This is a genomic window from Saccharothrix variisporea (assembly GCF_003634995.1).
GTDB lineage: Bacteria > Actinomycetota > Actinomycetes > Mycobacteriales > Pseudonocardiaceae > Actinosynnema > Actinosynnema variisporeum.
In genome coordinates this window covers 1,561,716-1,578,659 of sequence record NZ_RBXR01000001.1, presented here as the reverse complement: position 1 = coordinate 1,578,659, position 16,944 = coordinate 1,561,716, and the positions used below count along the sequence as shown (strand labels likewise).

The 16,944-nt window shown below is 72.0% G+C and carries 12 protein-coding genes; 8 read left to right on the top strand and 4 right to left on the bottom strand.

Annotated elements, in window-relative coordinates:
• Positions 1–144: 144 nt before the first annotated feature.
• On the bottom strand, positions 145–558 hold the full coding sequence (locus DFJ66_RS06740) for a hypothetical protein (RefSeq protein WP_121218981.1): 414 nt from the start codon (positions 556–558) through the stop codon (positions 145–147).
• 95 nt (positions 559–653) lie between these two features.
• Between DFJ66_RS06740 and DFJ66_RS06735 the strand changes: the two genes are divergently transcribed.
• From DFJ66_RS06735 to DFJ66_RS06725, 3 genes are read left to right on the top strand one after another with little or no spacing between them, the layout of a single operon-like run.
• The gene (locus DFJ66_RS06735; RefSeq protein WP_121218979.1) at positions 654–2,696 is read left to right on the top strand and encodes a DNA gyrase/topoisomerase IV subunit B; all 2,043 of its coding nucleotides are present in this window, start codon (positions 654–656) and stop codon (positions 2,694–2,696) included.
• A 16-nt stretch (positions 2,697–2,712) separates the two neighbouring features.
• Positions 2,713–6,126: a DNA topoisomerase (ATP-hydrolyzing) gene (locus DFJ66_RS06730; RefSeq protein WP_121218977.1), complete on the top strand. Its 3,414-nt coding sequence runs from the start codon at positions 2,713–2,715 to the stop codon at positions 6,124–6,126.
• A gap of 41 nt (positions 6,127–6,167) precedes the next feature.
• Positions 6,168–6,848: a class I SAM-dependent methyltransferase gene (locus DFJ66_RS06725; protein WP_121218975.1), complete on the top strand. Its 681-nt coding sequence runs from the start codon at positions 6,168–6,170 to the stop codon at positions 6,846–6,848.
• A 152-nt stretch (positions 6,849–7,000) separates the two neighbouring features.
• Here DFJ66_RS06725 and DFJ66_RS06720 read toward each other — a convergent pair whose 3' ends face one another.
• Both DFJ66_RS06720 and DFJ66_RS06715 read right to left on the bottom strand, forming a co-directional pair.
• The gene (locus DFJ66_RS06720; RefSeq protein WP_121218973.1) at positions 7,001–7,435 is read right to left on the bottom strand and encodes a VOC family protein; all 435 of its coding nucleotides are present in this window, start codon (positions 7,433–7,435) and stop codon (positions 7,001–7,003) included.
• 22 nt (positions 7,436–7,457) lie between these two features.
• Entirely contained in the window at positions 7,458–8,879 is a 1,422-nt protein-coding gene (locus tag DFJ66_RS06715) for a glycosyltransferase family 39 protein (protein WP_121218971.1), read from the bottom strand.
• A 134-nt stretch (positions 8,880–9,013) separates the two neighbouring features.
• Between DFJ66_RS06715 and DFJ66_RS06710 the strand changes: the two genes are divergently transcribed.
• Genes DFJ66_RS06710 through DFJ66_RS44910 form a run of 3 tightly spaced genes read left to right on the top strand, consistent with a single transcriptional unit; the run spans position 9,014 to position 11,398 of the window.
• The gene (locus tag DFJ66_RS06710; RefSeq protein WP_121218969.1) at positions 9,014–10,096 is read left to right on the top strand and encodes an LLM class flavin-dependent oxidoreductase; all 1,083 of its coding nucleotides are present in this window, start codon (positions 9,014–9,016) and stop codon (positions 10,094–10,096) included.
• Positions 10,093–10,668, top strand: a complete 576-nt coding sequence (locus DFJ66_RS06705; protein WP_121218967.1) for an FMN reductase — start codon at positions 10,093–10,095, stop codon at positions 10,666–10,668. The genes DFJ66_RS06710 and DFJ66_RS06705 overlap by 4 nt, the downstream gene beginning before the upstream one ends.
• 16 nt (positions 10,669–10,684) lie before the next feature.
• The gene (locus tag DFJ66_RS44910; RefSeq protein WP_121218965.1) at positions 10,685–11,398 is read left to right on the top strand and encodes a GNAT family N-acetyltransferase; all 714 of its coding nucleotides are present in this window, start codon (positions 10,685–10,687) and stop codon (positions 11,396–11,398) included.
• Between the two features lie 37 nt (positions 11,399–11,435).
• Here the strand turns inward: DFJ66_RS44910 and DFJ66_RS06695 are convergent, their stop codons facing one another.
• Positions 11,436–11,744, bottom strand: a complete 309-nt coding sequence (locus DFJ66_RS06695) for a DUF1540 domain-containing protein (protein ID WP_121218963.1) — start codon at positions 11,742–11,744, stop codon at positions 11,436–11,438.
• Between the two features lie 257 nt (positions 11,745–12,001).
• On the opposite strand from DFJ66_RS06695, the gene DFJ66_RS06690 reads away from it, so the two are divergent.
• Both DFJ66_RS06690 and DFJ66_RS06685 read left to right on the top strand, forming a co-directional pair.
• The gene (locus DFJ66_RS06690; RefSeq protein ID WP_121218961.1) at positions 12,002–13,594 is read left to right on the top strand and encodes a serine/threonine-protein kinase; all 1,593 of its coding nucleotides are present in this window, start codon (positions 12,002–12,004) and stop codon (positions 13,592–13,594) included.
• A 110-nt stretch (positions 13,595–13,704) separates the two neighbouring features.
• The gene (locus DFJ66_RS06685) at positions 13,705–16,797 is read left to right on the top strand and encodes a M14 family metallopeptidase (RefSeq protein ID WP_121218959.1); all 3,093 of its coding nucleotides are present in this window, start codon (positions 13,705–13,707) and stop codon (positions 16,795–16,797) included.
• Positions 16,798–16,944 lie beyond the last annotated feature (147 nt).

Sequence of the window (16,944 nt, the reverse complement as noted above, 5' to 3'; positions counted from 1 at the left end):
TCGGAACATCAAGGCGCCCGATCACCTCCAGGCACGACGCGCGAGGACGCCCGCACTCTATCCGGGTGACCCCCCGTGAGGACCAGGGTCGGTACCGCCTTGTCGTCCCGTCCGCGCAGGTCCGACCGGCCGAAGATCGGAAGTTCACCGTTGCCGGCGCCGGTCCACAGTGGACCAGCGAGCCCGCGACACCGCCAGGGACCAGCCCACGAGCGCCCCGAAGGCCACGTGGTCCAACCACTGCGGCACCGCGGGCAGCGCCCGGACCGCGGGCACCCGCACCACCCCCAGGTCCAGCGCCGCGATCGCCAGCCCGGCCACCGCGCCGCCGGTCACTCCCAGTGGTCGGCGGGCGTCCACGGCGGCCAGCACCCCCGTCCAGAACGCGGACACGCCGACGTGGGCTGCGACACCCCGCGGCACGCTCGGGCGGCCCAGCAAGGCGCCCGCCGCACGCGTCGCGGCCAGCACGTCACGGCCGGTCACCAGCGCGTGTACCGTGGAGGGCACACCGCTGAGCGTCGAGGCCACGAGCCAGGCCCGGATCAGGTCCCGCATCGCGACTCCGTCGTGTGCGCGAGGAATTGTCAGAGGCGGAAGTTACCCTCCTCTACCGTGTACCGCTCGACGCACGCCACGACCTGGGGAGCCCGGTGACCGCTGAGATCTTGTACGGGGCCGACGACCTGACGCACCTGGAAGGTCTGGAAGCGGTCCGCAAGCGGCCCGGCATGTACATCGGCTCCACCGACAGCCGGGGCATCAACCACCTGTTCACCGAGGTGGTCGACAACTCGACCGACGAGGGCGTGGCCGGGCACGCCACCAAGATCGTCGTCACGCTGCACGCCGACGGCAGCGTCCAGGTCGACGACGACGGGCGCGGCATCCCCACCGGCATCCACGCCAAGTCCGGGCTGTCCGGTGTGGAACTGGTGCTGACCAGGTTGCACGCGGGCGGCAAGTTCGGCGGCTCGGGCTACAAGACCTCCGGCGGCCTGCACGGCGTCGGCGCGTCCGCCGTCAACGCCCTGTCCCACCGGTACGACGTGGTCGTGCGCCGCGAGGGCAAGGTGCACGAGATGTCCTTCGCGCACGGCGTGCCCGGCGTGTTCGACGGTCCCGGGCCGAAGGCGGCGTTCACCCGCCAGAGCGGGCTGCGCGTCACCGGGAAGACCAAGAAGACCGGCACGTCCACCCGGTACTGGTACGACGCCCGGTACTTCGAGAGCGGCGCCAAGCTCGACGTCGAGGCCGTGCGGGCGAAGTTGCGCAACACGGCGTTCCTCGTGCCGGGCGTGACCTACGTGCTGCGCGACGCGACCCAGGGCGCGATCCACGAGGAGACCTTCCACTACCCGGGAGGTTTGTCCGACATGGTCGACTTCCTGGCGCCGTCGGGCGACAAGCCGGTCTCCGGCACCCTGCTGATCACCGGTGACGGCATCTACCACGAGAACGCGGCCGACGAGAACGGCGTCATGCGGTCCAAGGTGGAGCGCCACGCCGAGGTCGAGATCGCGCTGCGCTGGGGCACCGGCTACGAGCGCACGGTGGAGTGCTTCACCAACACCATCCGCAACATGCACGGCGGCACCCACCGCCGGGGCTTCGAACGCGCGGTGCTCAAGGCGGTGCAGGAAGCCATCGGCCGCAGCCGGGGCCTGCTCAAGCCCAAGGAGGACCCGCCGACGCTGGACGACGTGCTGGAGGGCATGACCGCCGTCATCCACGTCCGCATCCCCGAACCGCAGTTCACGTCCCAGACCAAGGACGAGCTGTCCACCGCCGGCATCACCAAGGTGGTGTTGGGCATCGTGGAGAAGCAGGTCAAGGCGTGGACCGAGGACCGCCGCACGAAGGCGGAAGCCAAGATCGTCCTGCAGAAGGTCGTGGACGCGTCCCGGGTCCGCCTGACCCAGAAGCAGCAGAAGGACGCGGCCCGCCGCAAGACCGCGCTCGAAGGCGCGGCCATGCCCGCGAAGCTGGTCGACTGCCGGACCACCGGTGTCGCGCGCTCGGAGCTCTTCCTCGTGGAAGGCGACAGCGCCCTCGGCTCGGCGCGCATGGCGCGGGTGTCGGAGTACCAGGCGTTGTTGCCGTTGCGGGGCAAGATCCTCAACGTGCAGAAGGCCTCGCTCGCCGACACCCTGCGCAACGCCGAGATCGCCTCGATCGTCCAGGTGCTCGGCGCGGGCACGGGCCGGACGTTCGACCTCGGGGCCATGCGGTACGGCCGGGTGATCCTGATGGCCGACGCCGACGTCGACGGGTCGCACATCCGCACGCTGCTGATCACGTTGTTCGCCAAGTACATGCGGCCGGTGATCGAGGACGGCCGGCTCTACGCCGCCATGCCGCCGCTGCACAAGGTGATGACCAAGGGCCGCAACGCCGAGACCCACTTCACCTTCACCCAGCGGGAGATGGAGCAGAAAGTCGCCCAGCTGGAGAAGGCGGGCAAGACCGTGGTCAAGCCGGTGCCCCGGTTCAAGGGGTTGGGCGAGATGGACGCGGACGAGTTGTGGGAGACCACGATGAACCCCGCCACCCGGTCCGTCCGCCGGATCACGCTGCACGACGCGGAGGCCGCCGAGGCCGCGCTGGAGTTGTTGATGGGCGAGAAGGTGGAGCCGCGCCGGGCGTGGCTCGTCGAGTCGGCCGCCCGGGTCGACCAGTCCGCGATCGACGTCTGAGGCCAGGAGAGCAGAAGTGGCACGCCGCAAGACCCCCACGACCCGGGTCGACCCGTCCGCCTTCGACCGCGCCGGGGCGCAGGTCATCGACAACTCGCTGACCACCGAGATCGAGGACTCCTACCTGGAGTACGCGTACTCGGTGATCCACTCGCGGGCGCTGCCGGACGCGCGGGACGGGCTCAAGCCGGTGCACCGCCGCATCCTGTTCTCGATGAACGAGCAGGGCCACCGGCCCACCAGCCCGTACGTGAAGTCCTCGCGGGTGGTCGGCGACTGCTTCGTGCGCGGCGCGCTGGTCTCGACGCCGTCCGGGCTGCGCCGGATCGAGGAGATCGAGGTCGGCGACCTCGTCCTGGACCCGGCCGGGAACGCGGTGCGGGTCGGCGAGGTCTACGAGAACCCGGTGTCCGAGCTGGTGCGGGTCGTGTGGGCGAACGGCGACTCGATGCTGGTGACGCCGGGCCAGCGGTTCCGCACCGACGACGGCGGGTGGACCGACGCCCGCGACCTCGCCGGCCGCCGGACCACCGCCTTCGGCGCGTCCCGGCACGCGACCCTGGTCGCGGACGGCGGGGACGTCGAGGCGTACGTCATGGGCCTGGTGGCGGCGCGCGGCGTGGTCGAGGACGGCCGCGTGCAGCTGACGATGGCCGAGTGCGCGCCGCTGGACACCGCGCACGGGTGGGCCATCGCGCACGAGATGACCGTGACGCGCGACAAGTACGAGGGCAACGACGGCGTCGACCTGCACGTGCTGGCGTTCGACCCGGACGTGGCGCTGCTGGAGGCGGTCGACGCCGTCCCTGCCGCCGTGGTCGCCGAGCGCGCGCACTGGGCCCCGTTCCTGGCGGGCCTGTTCGACGGCGCGGGCCACGTGCACGAGGGCCGCGAGATCGGGTTCGCCGACACCCGCGACGAGGTCTACGCGATGCTGGCCGACGCGGGCGTGCGCGCCGAGCGCGACCGGGGCCTGTGGGTGTCCGGCCGGCACGCCTCCGCGCTGGCCGCCGCCCTGCTGCGCTGGACGAAGACCCGCCACGACGACCTGGTGGACGTGATCCGCGCCGCCCGCGGCGAGGACCCGGTGGAGCTGACGGCGACGTGCGAGGTCGTGGCGGTCGAGCCGGCCGAGCCGGACACCACCTACGACATCCAGGTCGAGGCCGACGAGCACGCCTTCGTCGTGGCCGGCCAGGTCGTGCACAACTGCATGGGCAAGTACCACCCGCACGGCGACGGCGCGATCTACGACGCGATGGTCCGCCTGGCCCAGGACTTCTCCCTCAACACCCCGCTCATCGACGGGCACGGGAATTTTGGGAGCCCAGACGACGGCCCGGCAGCGTCGCGTTATACCGAGGCCCGGATGTCGCCCGCCGCGATGCTGCTGGTCGGCGAGCTGGACGAGGAGACCGTCGACTTCCGGCCCAACTACGACGGCTCGCTCCAGGAACCGTCCGTCCTGCCCGCCGCCTTCCCGAACCTGCTGGTCAACGGCACGTCCGGCATCGCGGTCGGCATGGCGACGAACATGATCCCGCACAACCTGGGCGAGGTCGTGGCGGCGGCGCGGTGGTTGGTGAACCACCCCGACGCCGACCTGGACAAGCTCATGGAGTTCATCCCCGGCCCCGACCTGCCCACCGGCGGCGTGCTGCTGGGGCTGGACGAGGTGCGCAAGGCCTACGAGACCGGCCGCGGTGTGGTGCGGATGCGGGCCAAGGTGGAGACCGGGCCGTTGGAGGGCAGTCGCGGGCGGCAGGCGATCACGCTGACCGAGCTGCCCTACGGCGTCGGGCCGGAGAAGATCATCGAGAAGATCACCGACGAGGTGACCAAGTCCAAGCGGCTGACCGGCATCGCCGACGTCAAGGACCTCACCGACCGGGAGAACGGCGTCCGGGTCGTCATCGAGTGCAAGGTCGGCGTGAACCCGCAGGCGCTGCTGGCCGACCTGTACCGGCTGACGCCGATGGAGCAGTCCTTCGGCATCAACAACCTGGTGCTGGTGGACGGCCAGCCGCAGACGCTGGGCCTCAAGGCGCTGCTGGAGGTCTTCCTCCGCCACCGCTACGACGTCGTCACCCGGCGCACCCGCTACCGCCGCCGCAAGCGCGAGGACCGGCTGCACCTGGTCGAGGGCCTGCTCAAGGCCCTGCTGGACATCGACAAGGTGATCAAGCTGATCCGGGGCAGCGAGAACGCCCAGGCCGCGAAGGACGGCCTGATGAAGACGTTCAAGCTCTCCGAGGTGCAGGCCACCTACATCCTCGACACGCCGCTGCGCCGCCTGACCCGCTACGACTCGATCGAGCTGGAGGCCGAGCAGGACCGGCTGCGCGGCGAGATCGCCGAGCTGACCAAGATCCTCGACGACGAGCGCGAGCTGCGGAAGGTCGTGTCGGCGGAGCTGGCGAAGGTCGCGAAGGACCTGGGGACCGAGCGCCGGACGGTGCTGCTCGACGGCGACCTCAAGGAGGTGCTGGCGGCGTCCAAGCCGGCCGGGCCGCTGGAGGTCGCCGACGACCCGTGCCAGGTGATCCTGTCGGCGACCGGGCTGGTGGCGCGGACGGCGGCGGAGTCGGAGGAGGCCTCCGAGGCGCGGCGGCGCAACGGTCGGACCAAGCACGACGCCGTGGCGGCGGTCGTCCACACGACGGCCCGCGGCCAGGTGCTGCTGGTGACCAACCTGGGTCGGGCGGTGAAGACGGACGTGCTGCCGTTGCCGGTGTTGCCGGAGGCGAGCGGGACGGTGTCGTTGAGCGGGGGCATGGCGGCCAGTGAGCTGGTCGACCTGGCCAAGGGCGAGAAGGTCGTGGGCATCGCGCCGCTGAACGACACCGACTCGCCGGGGCTCGCGCTGGGCACGCGGCAGGGTGTGGTGAAGGTGTGCGCGCCGGAGTGGCCGGTGCGGTCGGAGGAGTTCGAGGTGATCACCCTCAAGGAGGGTGACGAGGTCGTCGGCGTGTCCTGGCTGCGCAGTGCGGAGGAGACGCTGGTGTTCGTCTCGTCGGACTCGTCGCTGCTGCGCTACAGCGCGTCCCTGGTGCGCCCGCAGGGGCTCAAGGGCGGCGGCATGGCCGGGATCAACCTCGCGGCCGGTCAGCGGGTGGTGTTCTTCGGCGCGGTGCGGACCGACGACGACGAGCACGGCGAGCCGATGGTGGTGACCTCGACCGGGCAGAGCGTGAAGGTGACGCCGTTCGCGGAGTACCCGGCGAAGGGTCGGGCGACCGGCGGGGTGCGGTCGCAGCGGTTCCTCAAGGGCGAGAACGGGCTGGTGCTGGCGTGGGTCGGGCCGCGCCCGGCGGGTGCGGCGGACAACGGCTCGCCGGTCGAGCTGCCCGAGGTGGACGTGCGCCGCGACGGCTCGGGCCACGCCCACCCGGGTCCCGACGTGGTGGGGCACCTGGTCGAACGCGGCTGAATCACCCGAAACTGAAAACCATAGTCGTTAAGCTGGGCGGCATGACGACTCTGGACCGCTCGACCGCCGCCGCGCTCCGGCGCGGCTGGGACGCTCAGCAGCAGCCCTTCCTGCCCTGGCGGGAGGAGGTGTTCGACGTCCTGGCCGCGCGGGCGCGCGATCGGGTGCTGGACCTGGCCGGCGGGACGGGCTCGATCGCGTCCCGCCTGACCGACGTGACCTTGCTCGACTTCGACCCGGTGCTGCTGGAGATCGCGCGGGTCGCCCTGGACGTGCCGGTGGTGCGCGCCGACCTGAGCGGACCGGGGTGGGCCGACGGGTTGCCGCGCTTCGACTCCGTGCTGGCGGGAACGGCGCTGCACCACTTCGGCCCGGACCGGCTGCGGGCGCTCTACGCCGAGATCCGCGACCTCCTCAACCCCGGCGGCCTCTTCGCCAACGCCGACCGCATGCCGGAACCCGCCGCCGTCGTGCCGGGTGAGCCGGGGGCGATGGAGGCGTGGCACGACTGGTGGCGGGAGGCGTTGGCGCACCCCGCGCTGGCGGCTCTCGCGGACCGGCCCGACGGCGAGTCCGCCGACTTCTACCCGCCGGTGTCCTGGCACGTCGACGCCTTGCGGGCGGCCGGTTTCGCGCACGTCGAGGTCGTCTGGCGGCGAGGCGACAGCGCGGTCGTGGTGGCCCAGCGCGATCCGGGACGGGGGCCCGAGGAGGCGGCATAACGCCGATGCCCATGACGGCGACGCCCGCGCCCAGCCCCACGCGCTGATCGCCGCCCGGCCGCGCCCCGCCCCAGCGCCGGGTCAGCGCGGGCAGCAGCCGGGCGGCGAGGTGGCGGCGGAAGTCCCGGTCGGCGCGAGCGCTCACCGGCCGCTCAGTCCACGCAGAACTCGTTGCCCTCGACGTCCTGCATCGGGATGCACGACTCGTTCTCCTCGTCGGCCTCCAGGACCTGCACGATGGTCGCGCCGAGCGCGACGAGCCGGTCGGCCTCGGCCTTGAGCGCGGCCAGGCGCTCCGCGCCCACGAGCCCGGTGCCGACCCGCACGTCGAGGTGCACCCGGTTCTTGACGACCTTGCCCTCGGGGACGCGCTGGAAGTACAGCCGGGGCCCCACGCCCGTCGGGTCGACGCAGGCGAACCACGCCCCCTCGCGGTCGGCCGGCAGGGACTGCTCGAACTCGTCCCACCCGGCGAACCCGTCCGGCGCCGGCACCGGGACGTACCCGAGCACCTCGCACCAAAAGCGCCCGACGCGCCCGGGATCGGCGCAGTCGAAGGTGACTTGGAACTTCTTGATCGACCCCATCCGTCCACAATAGCCGCCGGCTCTAGCTGTAGTAGCGGCGCAGTTGCGGCCACACCCGGGACCACTGCGGCGCCTTGCACAGGGCCACGTCCGTCCCGTCCTCCTCGTTCTCGACCACGGCGTGGTGGATCTCGACCACCCGGCACTCGGTGAACTCCGGGCCGCGCGCGCCGACGACGAGGACCGGGCCGTCGAAGCTGTCGGCGGGCGGTCCCCAGTCGGCGTAGGACATGTGGCCCGAGTACGGCCGGGGCAGGCCGTGGTCCGGGCCGAACCGCTCGATCGCGCCCGCCTGCCCGTAGTTGCGCGCGAAGACGACGGCCCTGGCGCGCCGCTCGTCCGGGATGGTCGCCCACACCCGCGCGACGGTGGCGGTCAGTTCGGGCCACCCGACCTGTTCGCCCGCCTCGGGGTTGATCGCGAGCACCGGACCCAAGGCGGACGGGGGCAGCACGGGCAGGCTCACCACCACGGACACCGCCGTGCCGACGACCGCGCCCGCACCCGCCACCACCCGGTGCCGTGCGGCCCAGCGCACGGCGGGCGCGGCGCCGGCGGCGAGGAGCACCACCAGCAACGGCATGGTGTAGTACGGCTTGCCGCCGCTGACCACGGTGATCATGCACAGCACGGGGTAGGCCAGGGCAACCGACCGGTACCGCGGTTCCCTCCACAGCCGCACGAACCCCGCCACCCACACCGGCACCAGCACCGGCGACAGGTACAGCAGTTGCAGCGGCACGAACATCGCCCGGTTCTCGCCGCCGTCCACCTCGCTGATCCCGCCCGCCACCCGCAGCAGCGGGAAGTCGTGCCGCAGTTGCCAGACGAACACCGGGGCCGTCAGCAGCGCCGCCACCAGCACCCCGACCGGCAACCACCGGCTCAGCAGGACGCGGCGCGGACCCGTGACCAGCAGCGCGAGACCCAGCGACACCACCAGCAGCGGCACCAGCCACTTGTTGGCCATCGCCACCCCGACCGCCGCGCCGACCGCCACCCACCACCGGCCGTCGCCGCGCAGCACGCGCAGGGAGAAGTACGCGATCGCCACCCACAGCAGCAGGTCCACGGTGGCCGTGGACAGCATGTGCGTGATGCCGAGCACGAAACCGGACAGCGCGGTCGCGGCGGCGGCGAAGACCTGGGCGGCCCGGCCGCCGCCGAGTTCGGCGGTGATCATCGCCACCACGACCAGGGTGGCGGCGGCGAGCAGCGTGGCCGCCACCCGCAGGCCCGCCGGCGTCTCGCCCGCCACCGCCGAGAACACGCGCGCCAGCACCGGCGTCAGCGGCGGCTGGTCGACATAACCCCAGGCCGGGTGCTTGCCGGCGGCCAGGAAGTACAGCTCGTCGCGGTGGAACCCGTACCGGTCGGACAGGGCGGTGAGCACCACCGCCTGCACGCCGACCACGACCCCCACCTCGCGCCACGCGAACCGCATCACGCCCCCCAAGAGTGACCCCGGGCACACACCCTGGCGTGGTCCGCGCCACCCCGCAACGGCGGAATAGCGATCGACGCGGTACCGTTGTGCGCAGTAGTTGAAAGTACAACTACTTGGACCGAGGAGCGGCTATGCAGTTCGGTGTCTTCACCGTCGGCGACGTGACGCCCGACCCCACCACGGGCCGGACGCCGACCGAGGCCGAGCGCATCAAGGCGATGGTCGCGATCGCGCTCAAGGCCGAGGAGGTCGGCCTGGACGTGTTCGCGACCGGCGAGCACCACAACCCGCCGTTCGTGCCGTCCTCGCCCACCACGATGCTCGGCTACATCGCGGCCCGGACCGAGCGCCTGGTCCTGTCCACCGCGACCACCCTGATCACCACCAACGACCCGGTCAAGATCGCCGAGGACTACGCGATGCTCCAGCACCTGGCCGACGGCCGGGTGGACCTGGTCATGGGCCGGGGCAACACGGGCCCGGTGTACCCGTGGTTCGGCAAGGACATCCGCGACGGCATCGACCTGGCCATCGAGAACTACCACCTGCTGCACCGGTTGTGGCGCGAGGACGTCGTGGACTGGCAGGGCCGCTTCCGCACCCCGCTCCAGTCCTTCACCTCGACGCCCCGGCCGCTGGACGACGTGCCGCCGTTCGTGTGGCACGGCTCGATCCGCAGCCCGGAGATCGCCGAGCAGGCCGCCTACTACGGCGACGGCTTCTTCGCCAACAACATCTTCTGGCCCAAGGAGCACTTCCAGCGGCTGATCAACCTCTACCGGCAGCGCTTCGAGCACTACGGGCACGGCGCGGCGCACCAGGCGATCGTCGGCCTCGGCGGCCAGGTGTTCATGCGCCCCAACTCCCAGGACGCCGTCCGCGAGTTCCGCCCGTACTTCGACAACGCCCCCGTCTACGGCCACGGCCCGTCGCTGGAGGAGTTCACCGCGCAGACGCCGTTGACCGTGGGCAGCCCGCAGCAGGTCATCGAGAAGACCCTGACCTTCCGCGAGCACTTCGGCGACTACCAGCGCCAGCTGTTCCTGATGGACCACGCCGGCCTGCCGCTCAAGACCGTGCTGGAGCAGCTGGACATGCTCGGCGAGATCGTGCCGGTGCTGCGCCGCGAGTTCGCGATCGGGCGGCCGGCGGACGTGCCCGACGCCCCCACCCACGCCTCGCTGCTGGAGGCCAAGAAGGAGGCCGTGAAGTGACCACCCTGGCCGTGGTGTCGGCCGGTCTCGGTGAGCCGTCGTCCAGCCACCTGCTGGCCGACCGGCTCGCCGCCGCCGTCGACCGTGAGCTGCCCGTGGACGTCCGGTCGGTCCGGCTGCGCGACGTCGCGCGGGACGTGGCGGACAACCTCGTCACCGGGTTCCCGAGCGCGCGCCTGAAGGAGGTCGTGGACGACGTCGTCACCGCAGACGGGCTGGTCGTGGTGACGCCGACGTTCAACGCCTCCTACAGCGGCCTGTTCAAGTCCTTCGTGGACGTGCTCGACCCGGACTCCCTGGTGGGCAAGCCGGTGCTGATCGCGGCCACCGGCGGCACCGAACGCCACTCGCTGGTGCTCGACCACGCCCTGCGCCCGCTGTTCGCCTACCTGCGGGCGATCGTCGTGCCGACCGGCGTCTACGCGGCGTCCTCGGACTGGGGCGCGCCGGAGGGCCTGTCGACCCGCATCGACCGGGCGGCGGGCGAGCTGGCCAGCCTGCTGGAAGGCCGGGTCGCGACCAAGCCCGCCGACACGTTCGTGCCCTTCGACCAGCTGCTCAACCGAGGGTGACACGTACAGTTCGATCATGACGCCCGCGCTCGCGCTCGCCACGCGCAACTCGGACCTCCTGCACACCGTCCTGGCCGAGACGCGCGGGCACGAGCTGATCCGCCGGCCGGGCTTCTCGGCGATGCGGGGACCCGGCCTGGTGCGCGTGCTGGTGCTGCACCCGGAACCTTCGGTGGACGAGGTCGCCGAGATGGCCGAGCTGGTCGCGACGGCGGGGGAGCGGCGGGTGACGGTCGAGGACTCGTTCGCCGTGCTCGACTGCTCGTCCTGGGGGCTGGAGGGGCACGAGCTGCCCGTCATGGCGCGGCAGCCGGCCCCGGTGCCCCCGCCCGCACTCGACGTGACCCGGGTCGAGACGGTGGCGCAGCTCGCGGTGGCGGAGAAGGTCGTGCTGGACGGGTTCCCGCTGCCGGGGTTCGCGCCGGGGGAGGCCCTGACGCCCGCCCTGCTCGACCGGCCCGAGGCGCGGCTGCACCTGGTGACGCGCGAAGGCGAGCCGGCCGGCGCTTGTCTGTCCATTGTGGACGAGAAAGCGACCGGCCTGTACTGGGTGACCACCCTGCCCGAGCACCGGTCGCGGGGTGTGGGGCGGGCGCTGCTCGGCGCCGCGCTCGACGGGTGGGACGTGCCGGTCACCCTGACCGCGACCAAGGCCGGCCGCCCGCTCTACGACTCCTTCGGCTTCGACGTCGTGGCGCACGCCAGGTGGTGGTCGAAGCCGACGAAGTAGGCGCGGGCGGACCGGCCCGTGGTCCGCGTGCCCGTGCTCAGGCGTTCGCGCGCGGCGTGTAGGTCAGGCAGTTCGCCGCGTGCCCGCCTTCGCCGGGGCCGACCCGGATGTCGGAGGCGGAGCATTCCAGTTCCTTGTTGTAGGTGCAGTCGGTGCGCGAACACGCGCCGACCTGTGCGATCACCCGGTCCAGTCCGCCCTTGCGCGACAGCGGGATGAACGTGCCGCAGTCGGCGGCACCGTTGTGGCCGCTCACGGTGATGGCGAAGGCGTGGCAGCCGTCGTGGTTGTACGAGCAGCCCGCGACGGTGCACTCGCTGACGTGGGGCATTTCCGTGGTGGTCATCCCGGCTCCTCGGTCGTTTTGTCCGCCGTTTCGCACAGTGCCCCAGCTATTCCAAGGTCGCAACACGAGAATGATTAGGTTAGCCTTACATTCATTTCTTTCCGTGGTTGCGCACGCATTTAGTGGGGGTGTCGGGCGGGGGCGGTGTGCGCGACACGCCACGGGGTGCTCGCGGACGGCGCGGTGGTCGGCCGGCATCGTGGCGGGGTACACACGTTCGACGGTCACCGGATCGGGTGGACGCGATCGCTGGAGGGATGGGGGAAGTGGTGGAGGAGCGGACCGTCGCGGGCCGGTACCGGTTGACGGACCGGATCGGCGCGGGTGGCATGGGCGTGGTCTGGCGCGCCGAGGACACCCGGTTGCGGCGCATCGTCGCGCTCAAGGAGTTGGTGACCCGCAACGGTTTCGACGCCGACTCGGTGCGCCGCGCGGTCCGCGAGGGCCGCATCGCCGCCCGGCTCCAGCACGCCAACGTGATCGCGCTCTACGACGTGGTCGAGGACGACGGCAGGCCGTGGCTGGTGATGGAGTACCTGCCCTCGCGCAGCCTCGGGGCGATCCTGGCCGAGCGCGGCACCCTGCCGCCCGACGAGGTGCGCCGCATCGGCGCGCAACTGGCGTCCGGGCTGGCGGCGGCGCACGCGTCGGGCGTCGTGCACCGGGACGTCAAGCCCGGCAACGTGCTGGTGACCGAGTTCGGCACGGTCAAGGTCACCGACTTCGGCACCTCCCGCGTGGCCGGGGAGGGCACGATCACGGCGACCGGCATGCTCGTCGGCACGCCCGCCTACCTGGCCCCGGAGGTCGCGCGCGGCGAGGAGATCGGGTTCCCGGCCGACGTGTTCGGCGTCGGCGCGACCCTGTACGCGGCCCTGGAGGGGGCGCCGCCGTTCGGCACCGACGGCAACCCCATCCTGCTGCTGCACAAGGCCGCCGAGGGCAAGTACCCGCCGCCCCGGAACGCGGGCACCCTGGAACCGGTCCTGACCCGCCTGCTCGACCCGAACCCCGAGACCCGGCCGACCATGGCCGAGGCGGTCCGGATGCTCAGCGAGGAGTCGACCGACCCGGCGACCGTCCTGGCCTCGGCCCTGCCTTCCGCCCCGGCGACCAAGGTGATCGTCCCACCGGCCCTACCCGCGGACACCCCCGCCGACCCGACCCCTCCCGCCGACGCCACGCCGGTCCCGGAGCCCGTCGTGGCCGCCGCACCCGAGACCGCGGGCGAACCCCCGGCCATCGTGACCCCGCCGACCCCGCCCGTGACGCAGCCCATCGAAGACCCCGCCGACCGACCCGACCGCAAGCGCCCCCTCCTGCTGGCCGGCGCGGCGCTGGCCGTGCTGCTCGTGGTCCTCCTGGTCGTCCTGCTCAACCGCGAGACCGACCCGCCGAACGACCAGGCCGGCCCCACCGACACCACGACCACGACCGTCGCCGAGCCCACCACCGAACCCCAGCAGCCCCCGGCCACGTCCAACGAGCAGCCCACGACGACGACGGCCCCACCCACGACGACGACCACCACGAGTCCGCCACCCCAGCAGGGCACCGCCGACAAGGGCCTGATCGACTACTACGCGCTCCTGCCCGGTGACATCGACGGGGGGTGGTCGCGCCTCACCGACCGGTTCAAGGCCACGCCCCGGGTGGGCAGCTTCGAGAAGTACCAGGAGTTCTGGAACGGGATCACCTCGGTGCGGCTCTCCGACGTCACCCTCCTGGACGCCAACCGCGTCTCCGCCACCATCACCTACCTCACCAAGGCCGGCGCCACCGAGACCTGGTTCCACACCTACACCCTGGTCCAGGTCGACGGGAAGTGGTTGATCGACGGCCAGTCGTGAGCACCGGGCGCGAGGTAGGGCCTTTCGGCCCATAGCGGGCACCGCCGACCGGCGTAGCGTCCCCGAGCGGGACTTCCGCCGCCGCACGGATGCTCGGAAGGAGCCGCGCCATGAAGCGGTCCGCTGCCGTCCTCGCCTCGCTGACCCTCGTCCTCGCCGGGGTCACCGCCCCGGCCGGGGCCGTGCCGTCCGCCGATCCCCTGGACGTCTACGTGGCGGAGGTGGCGCCGGCCGACGCGGCGGCGTTGGCCCGCCAGGGGCTCGACGTGGTGTCCAGCCGGGTGGTCGGCGACCGCGTCCAGGTGGAGCTGGTGCTGGCCGACAGCGAACGCGACCGGTTGGCCGAGCGGGGCGTCCCGGTGCAGGTCAAGAAGTCCAAGGACGGCAAGACCGCGCGCCAGCTGGCCGCCGAGCAGGCCGCGGGCGGCTACGCGGTGTGGCGGTCGTTCGACCAGCCCGGCGGCATCCGCGACGAGCTGTACTCGCTGGCCCGCGCCAACCGGAACCTGGTCAAGCTGTCCGTCCTGGGCCGCACCGCCCAGGGCCGCGAGATCATCGCCCTCAAGGTCACCCAGGGCGCCCCGGGCCTCAAGGACGGCGCCCGCCCGGCGGTGCTGTACTCGTCCGCGCAGCACGCCCGCGAGTGGATCAGCGTCGAGGTGAACCGGCGCCTGCTGCGCTACTACCTCGACCGCTTCAAGGCCGACGACCCGCAGGTCAAGGACCTGCTCAAGACCACCGAGCTGTGGTTCGTGCTGGTGGCCAACCCCGACGGCTACCAGTACACCTTCGACACCGAGCGCCTGTGGCGCAAGAACCTGCGCGACAACGACGGCAACGGCGTGGTCAACGTCGGCGACGGCGTGGACCCCAACCGCAACTTCGACGAGCACTTCGACTACGACAACGAAGGCTCCTCGACCTCTCAGGCCAGCGAGACCTACCGCGGCCCGAGCGCGGTGTCCGAGCCGGAGACCAAGGCCATGCAGGGCCTGATCGACCGGGTCAAGCCGAAGTTCCAGTCGAACATGCACTCCTACGGCCCGTTGATCCTCTACCCGCAGGGCTGGCAGACCGGCTCCCCGGAAGCGGACAACCCGATCTACGCGGCGCTGGCCGGCACCGACGCCACCCCGGCGATCCCCGGCTTCGACCCCGGCATCAGCTCCGACGAGCTGTACGTGACCAACGGCGAGACCACCGACTACGCCGAACGCGCCGCCGGCACCGTCGCCTTCACCCCCGAGCTGGGCGAGGGCTGCGAGGGCTGCGGGTTCCTCTTCCCCGACGACGAGGCGCTGGTGGAGGCCGAGTTCCAGAACGCCCTGCCGTTCTCGCTGTCGCTGGCCCGCTCGGCGACCGACCCGGCCAACCCCAAGTCGGCCGTGGGCGCGACCACGCAGCCGTTCTACCTCGACCAGGCCGACGTCGACCCGGAGAACGGCCCGCTGTCGATGCTGGACTTCACCTTCGCCGTCTCCTACGGCGACCCGCAGGAGGTCCGGGTGCTGGCCAAGCGGTCGCTGGGCGCCGTGACCGCCAAGTGGCAGGTCAACGGTGGTGCGGTGCGGAGCGCCGCGACCAGCGAGTGGACCGGAGGCGAGCGCTACGGCGTGGGCACCGCGACCTACTACCACGTGGTGAGCGGCCAGGTCACCGGCACCGACCCCGGTGACACGGTGAAGGTGTGGTTCGAGGGCGGCGGTGCGACCAGCCCGTCCTTCGAGTACCGGGCCGTGTCCGAGAGCGGTGCCCGGGTGCTCGTGCTGGCGGCCGAGGACTACACGGGCGCGTCCCCGACCAAGACCGGGGTGACCTCGCCGCAGTACCTGTCGTACTACGGCGACGCGCTCTCCTCCTTGGGCGTGGACTTCGACGTCTACGACGTGGACGCCAACGGCCGCACCGCGCCCGACCCGCTGGGCGTGCTGGCGCACTACGACGCCGTCATCTGGTACACCGGCGACGACGTCGTCACGCGCGACCCGGGCCGCCCGGCGGGCACCGCGTCCAGCCTCGCCCAGACCGAGCTGTTCGCCGTGCGCGACTACCTCAACGAGGGCGGCAAGGTGCTCTACACCGGCAACGCCGCCGGCCAGCAGTACAGCCCCGCGCTGGGCCTGCAGCTCTACGACCCGTTCGAGAACGCGTCGTGCGCGGACCCCGCCGTCGCGCCGCGCTGCCGCCCGCTGAGCGGGTCGGGCGACGGGCTCAACGACGTCCTCGAGTACTGGTTCGGCGCGGGCCTGGTCAGCGCCGGCTCGGGCCTGGACGCCGAGACGGGCGAACCGGCGCCCCTCGTCGGCACCGCGGCCCCGCTGGAGGGCTTGGCGTGGACGCTCAACGGCGCCGACAGCGCGCAGAACCAGAACCGGACGGCGTCGTTCCTCACCACCAGCGCCCTGCTGCCCGCCGACCGCTACCCGCAGTTCGCGAGCACCCCGGTGGCGGCGTGGCAGCGCACCGGCGGGCCGTTCGCGCCGCACACCGGCGACTACTACGCCTACTCGCACATCGGGGACGTCTCCTACAAGCGGCTGACCCGGACCATCTCGGTGCCCGCCGGTGGCGCGCAGCTGTCGTTCTGGACCTCCTTCGACACCGAACCGGCGTGGGACCACGTGTTCGTGGAGGCGCGCCCGGTCGGCACGGAGACCTGGACGACCCTGCCCGACCTCAACGGCCACACCACCACCGAACCGGGTGACAGCTGCCCGGAGGGCTGGCGCGTGCTGCACCCGCAGCTGGACCACTACCAGACGCTCAACGCCGACGGCACCTGCTCGCCGACCGGGTCGACGGGTACGTGGAACGCGTCGTCGGGCAACTCGGGCGGCTGGCAGCAGTGGACCGTCGACCTGGCGGCCTACGCGGGCGGTCAGGTGGAGGTGTCCATCGCCTACGTCAGCGACTGGTCCGTGCAGGGTCTGGGCGTCTTCGTCGACGACATCGCGGTGTCCACGGGCGAGGGCAGCACCTCGTTCGAGACCGGGCTGGACGGCTGGGCGTTCACCGGCCCGCCCGCGGGCAGCGCGGCGAACCCGAACACCTTCGAGCGCATCACCGCCGCCGGCTTCCCCGAGGGCGCCGTGGTGGCCACGGAGGACACGCTGTACTTCGGGTTCGGCTTCGAAGGGATCAGCGACGCGGCGACGCGCTCCGCGGTGCTGGACCGGGTCCTGGACCACCTCCTCGGCGGGTGACCCGCCGCCGGACGGGGTGGTGCGGCAGCGCAGCCGCACCACCCCCGTCTCGGTGGAGGAGGGCGGCCCGGAACGAACTTCTGTCCACAATGGACAACCCTGCGGAAACCCTGCCGCTGAGCCGCATTAATGCGGTCAGGGGGCGTG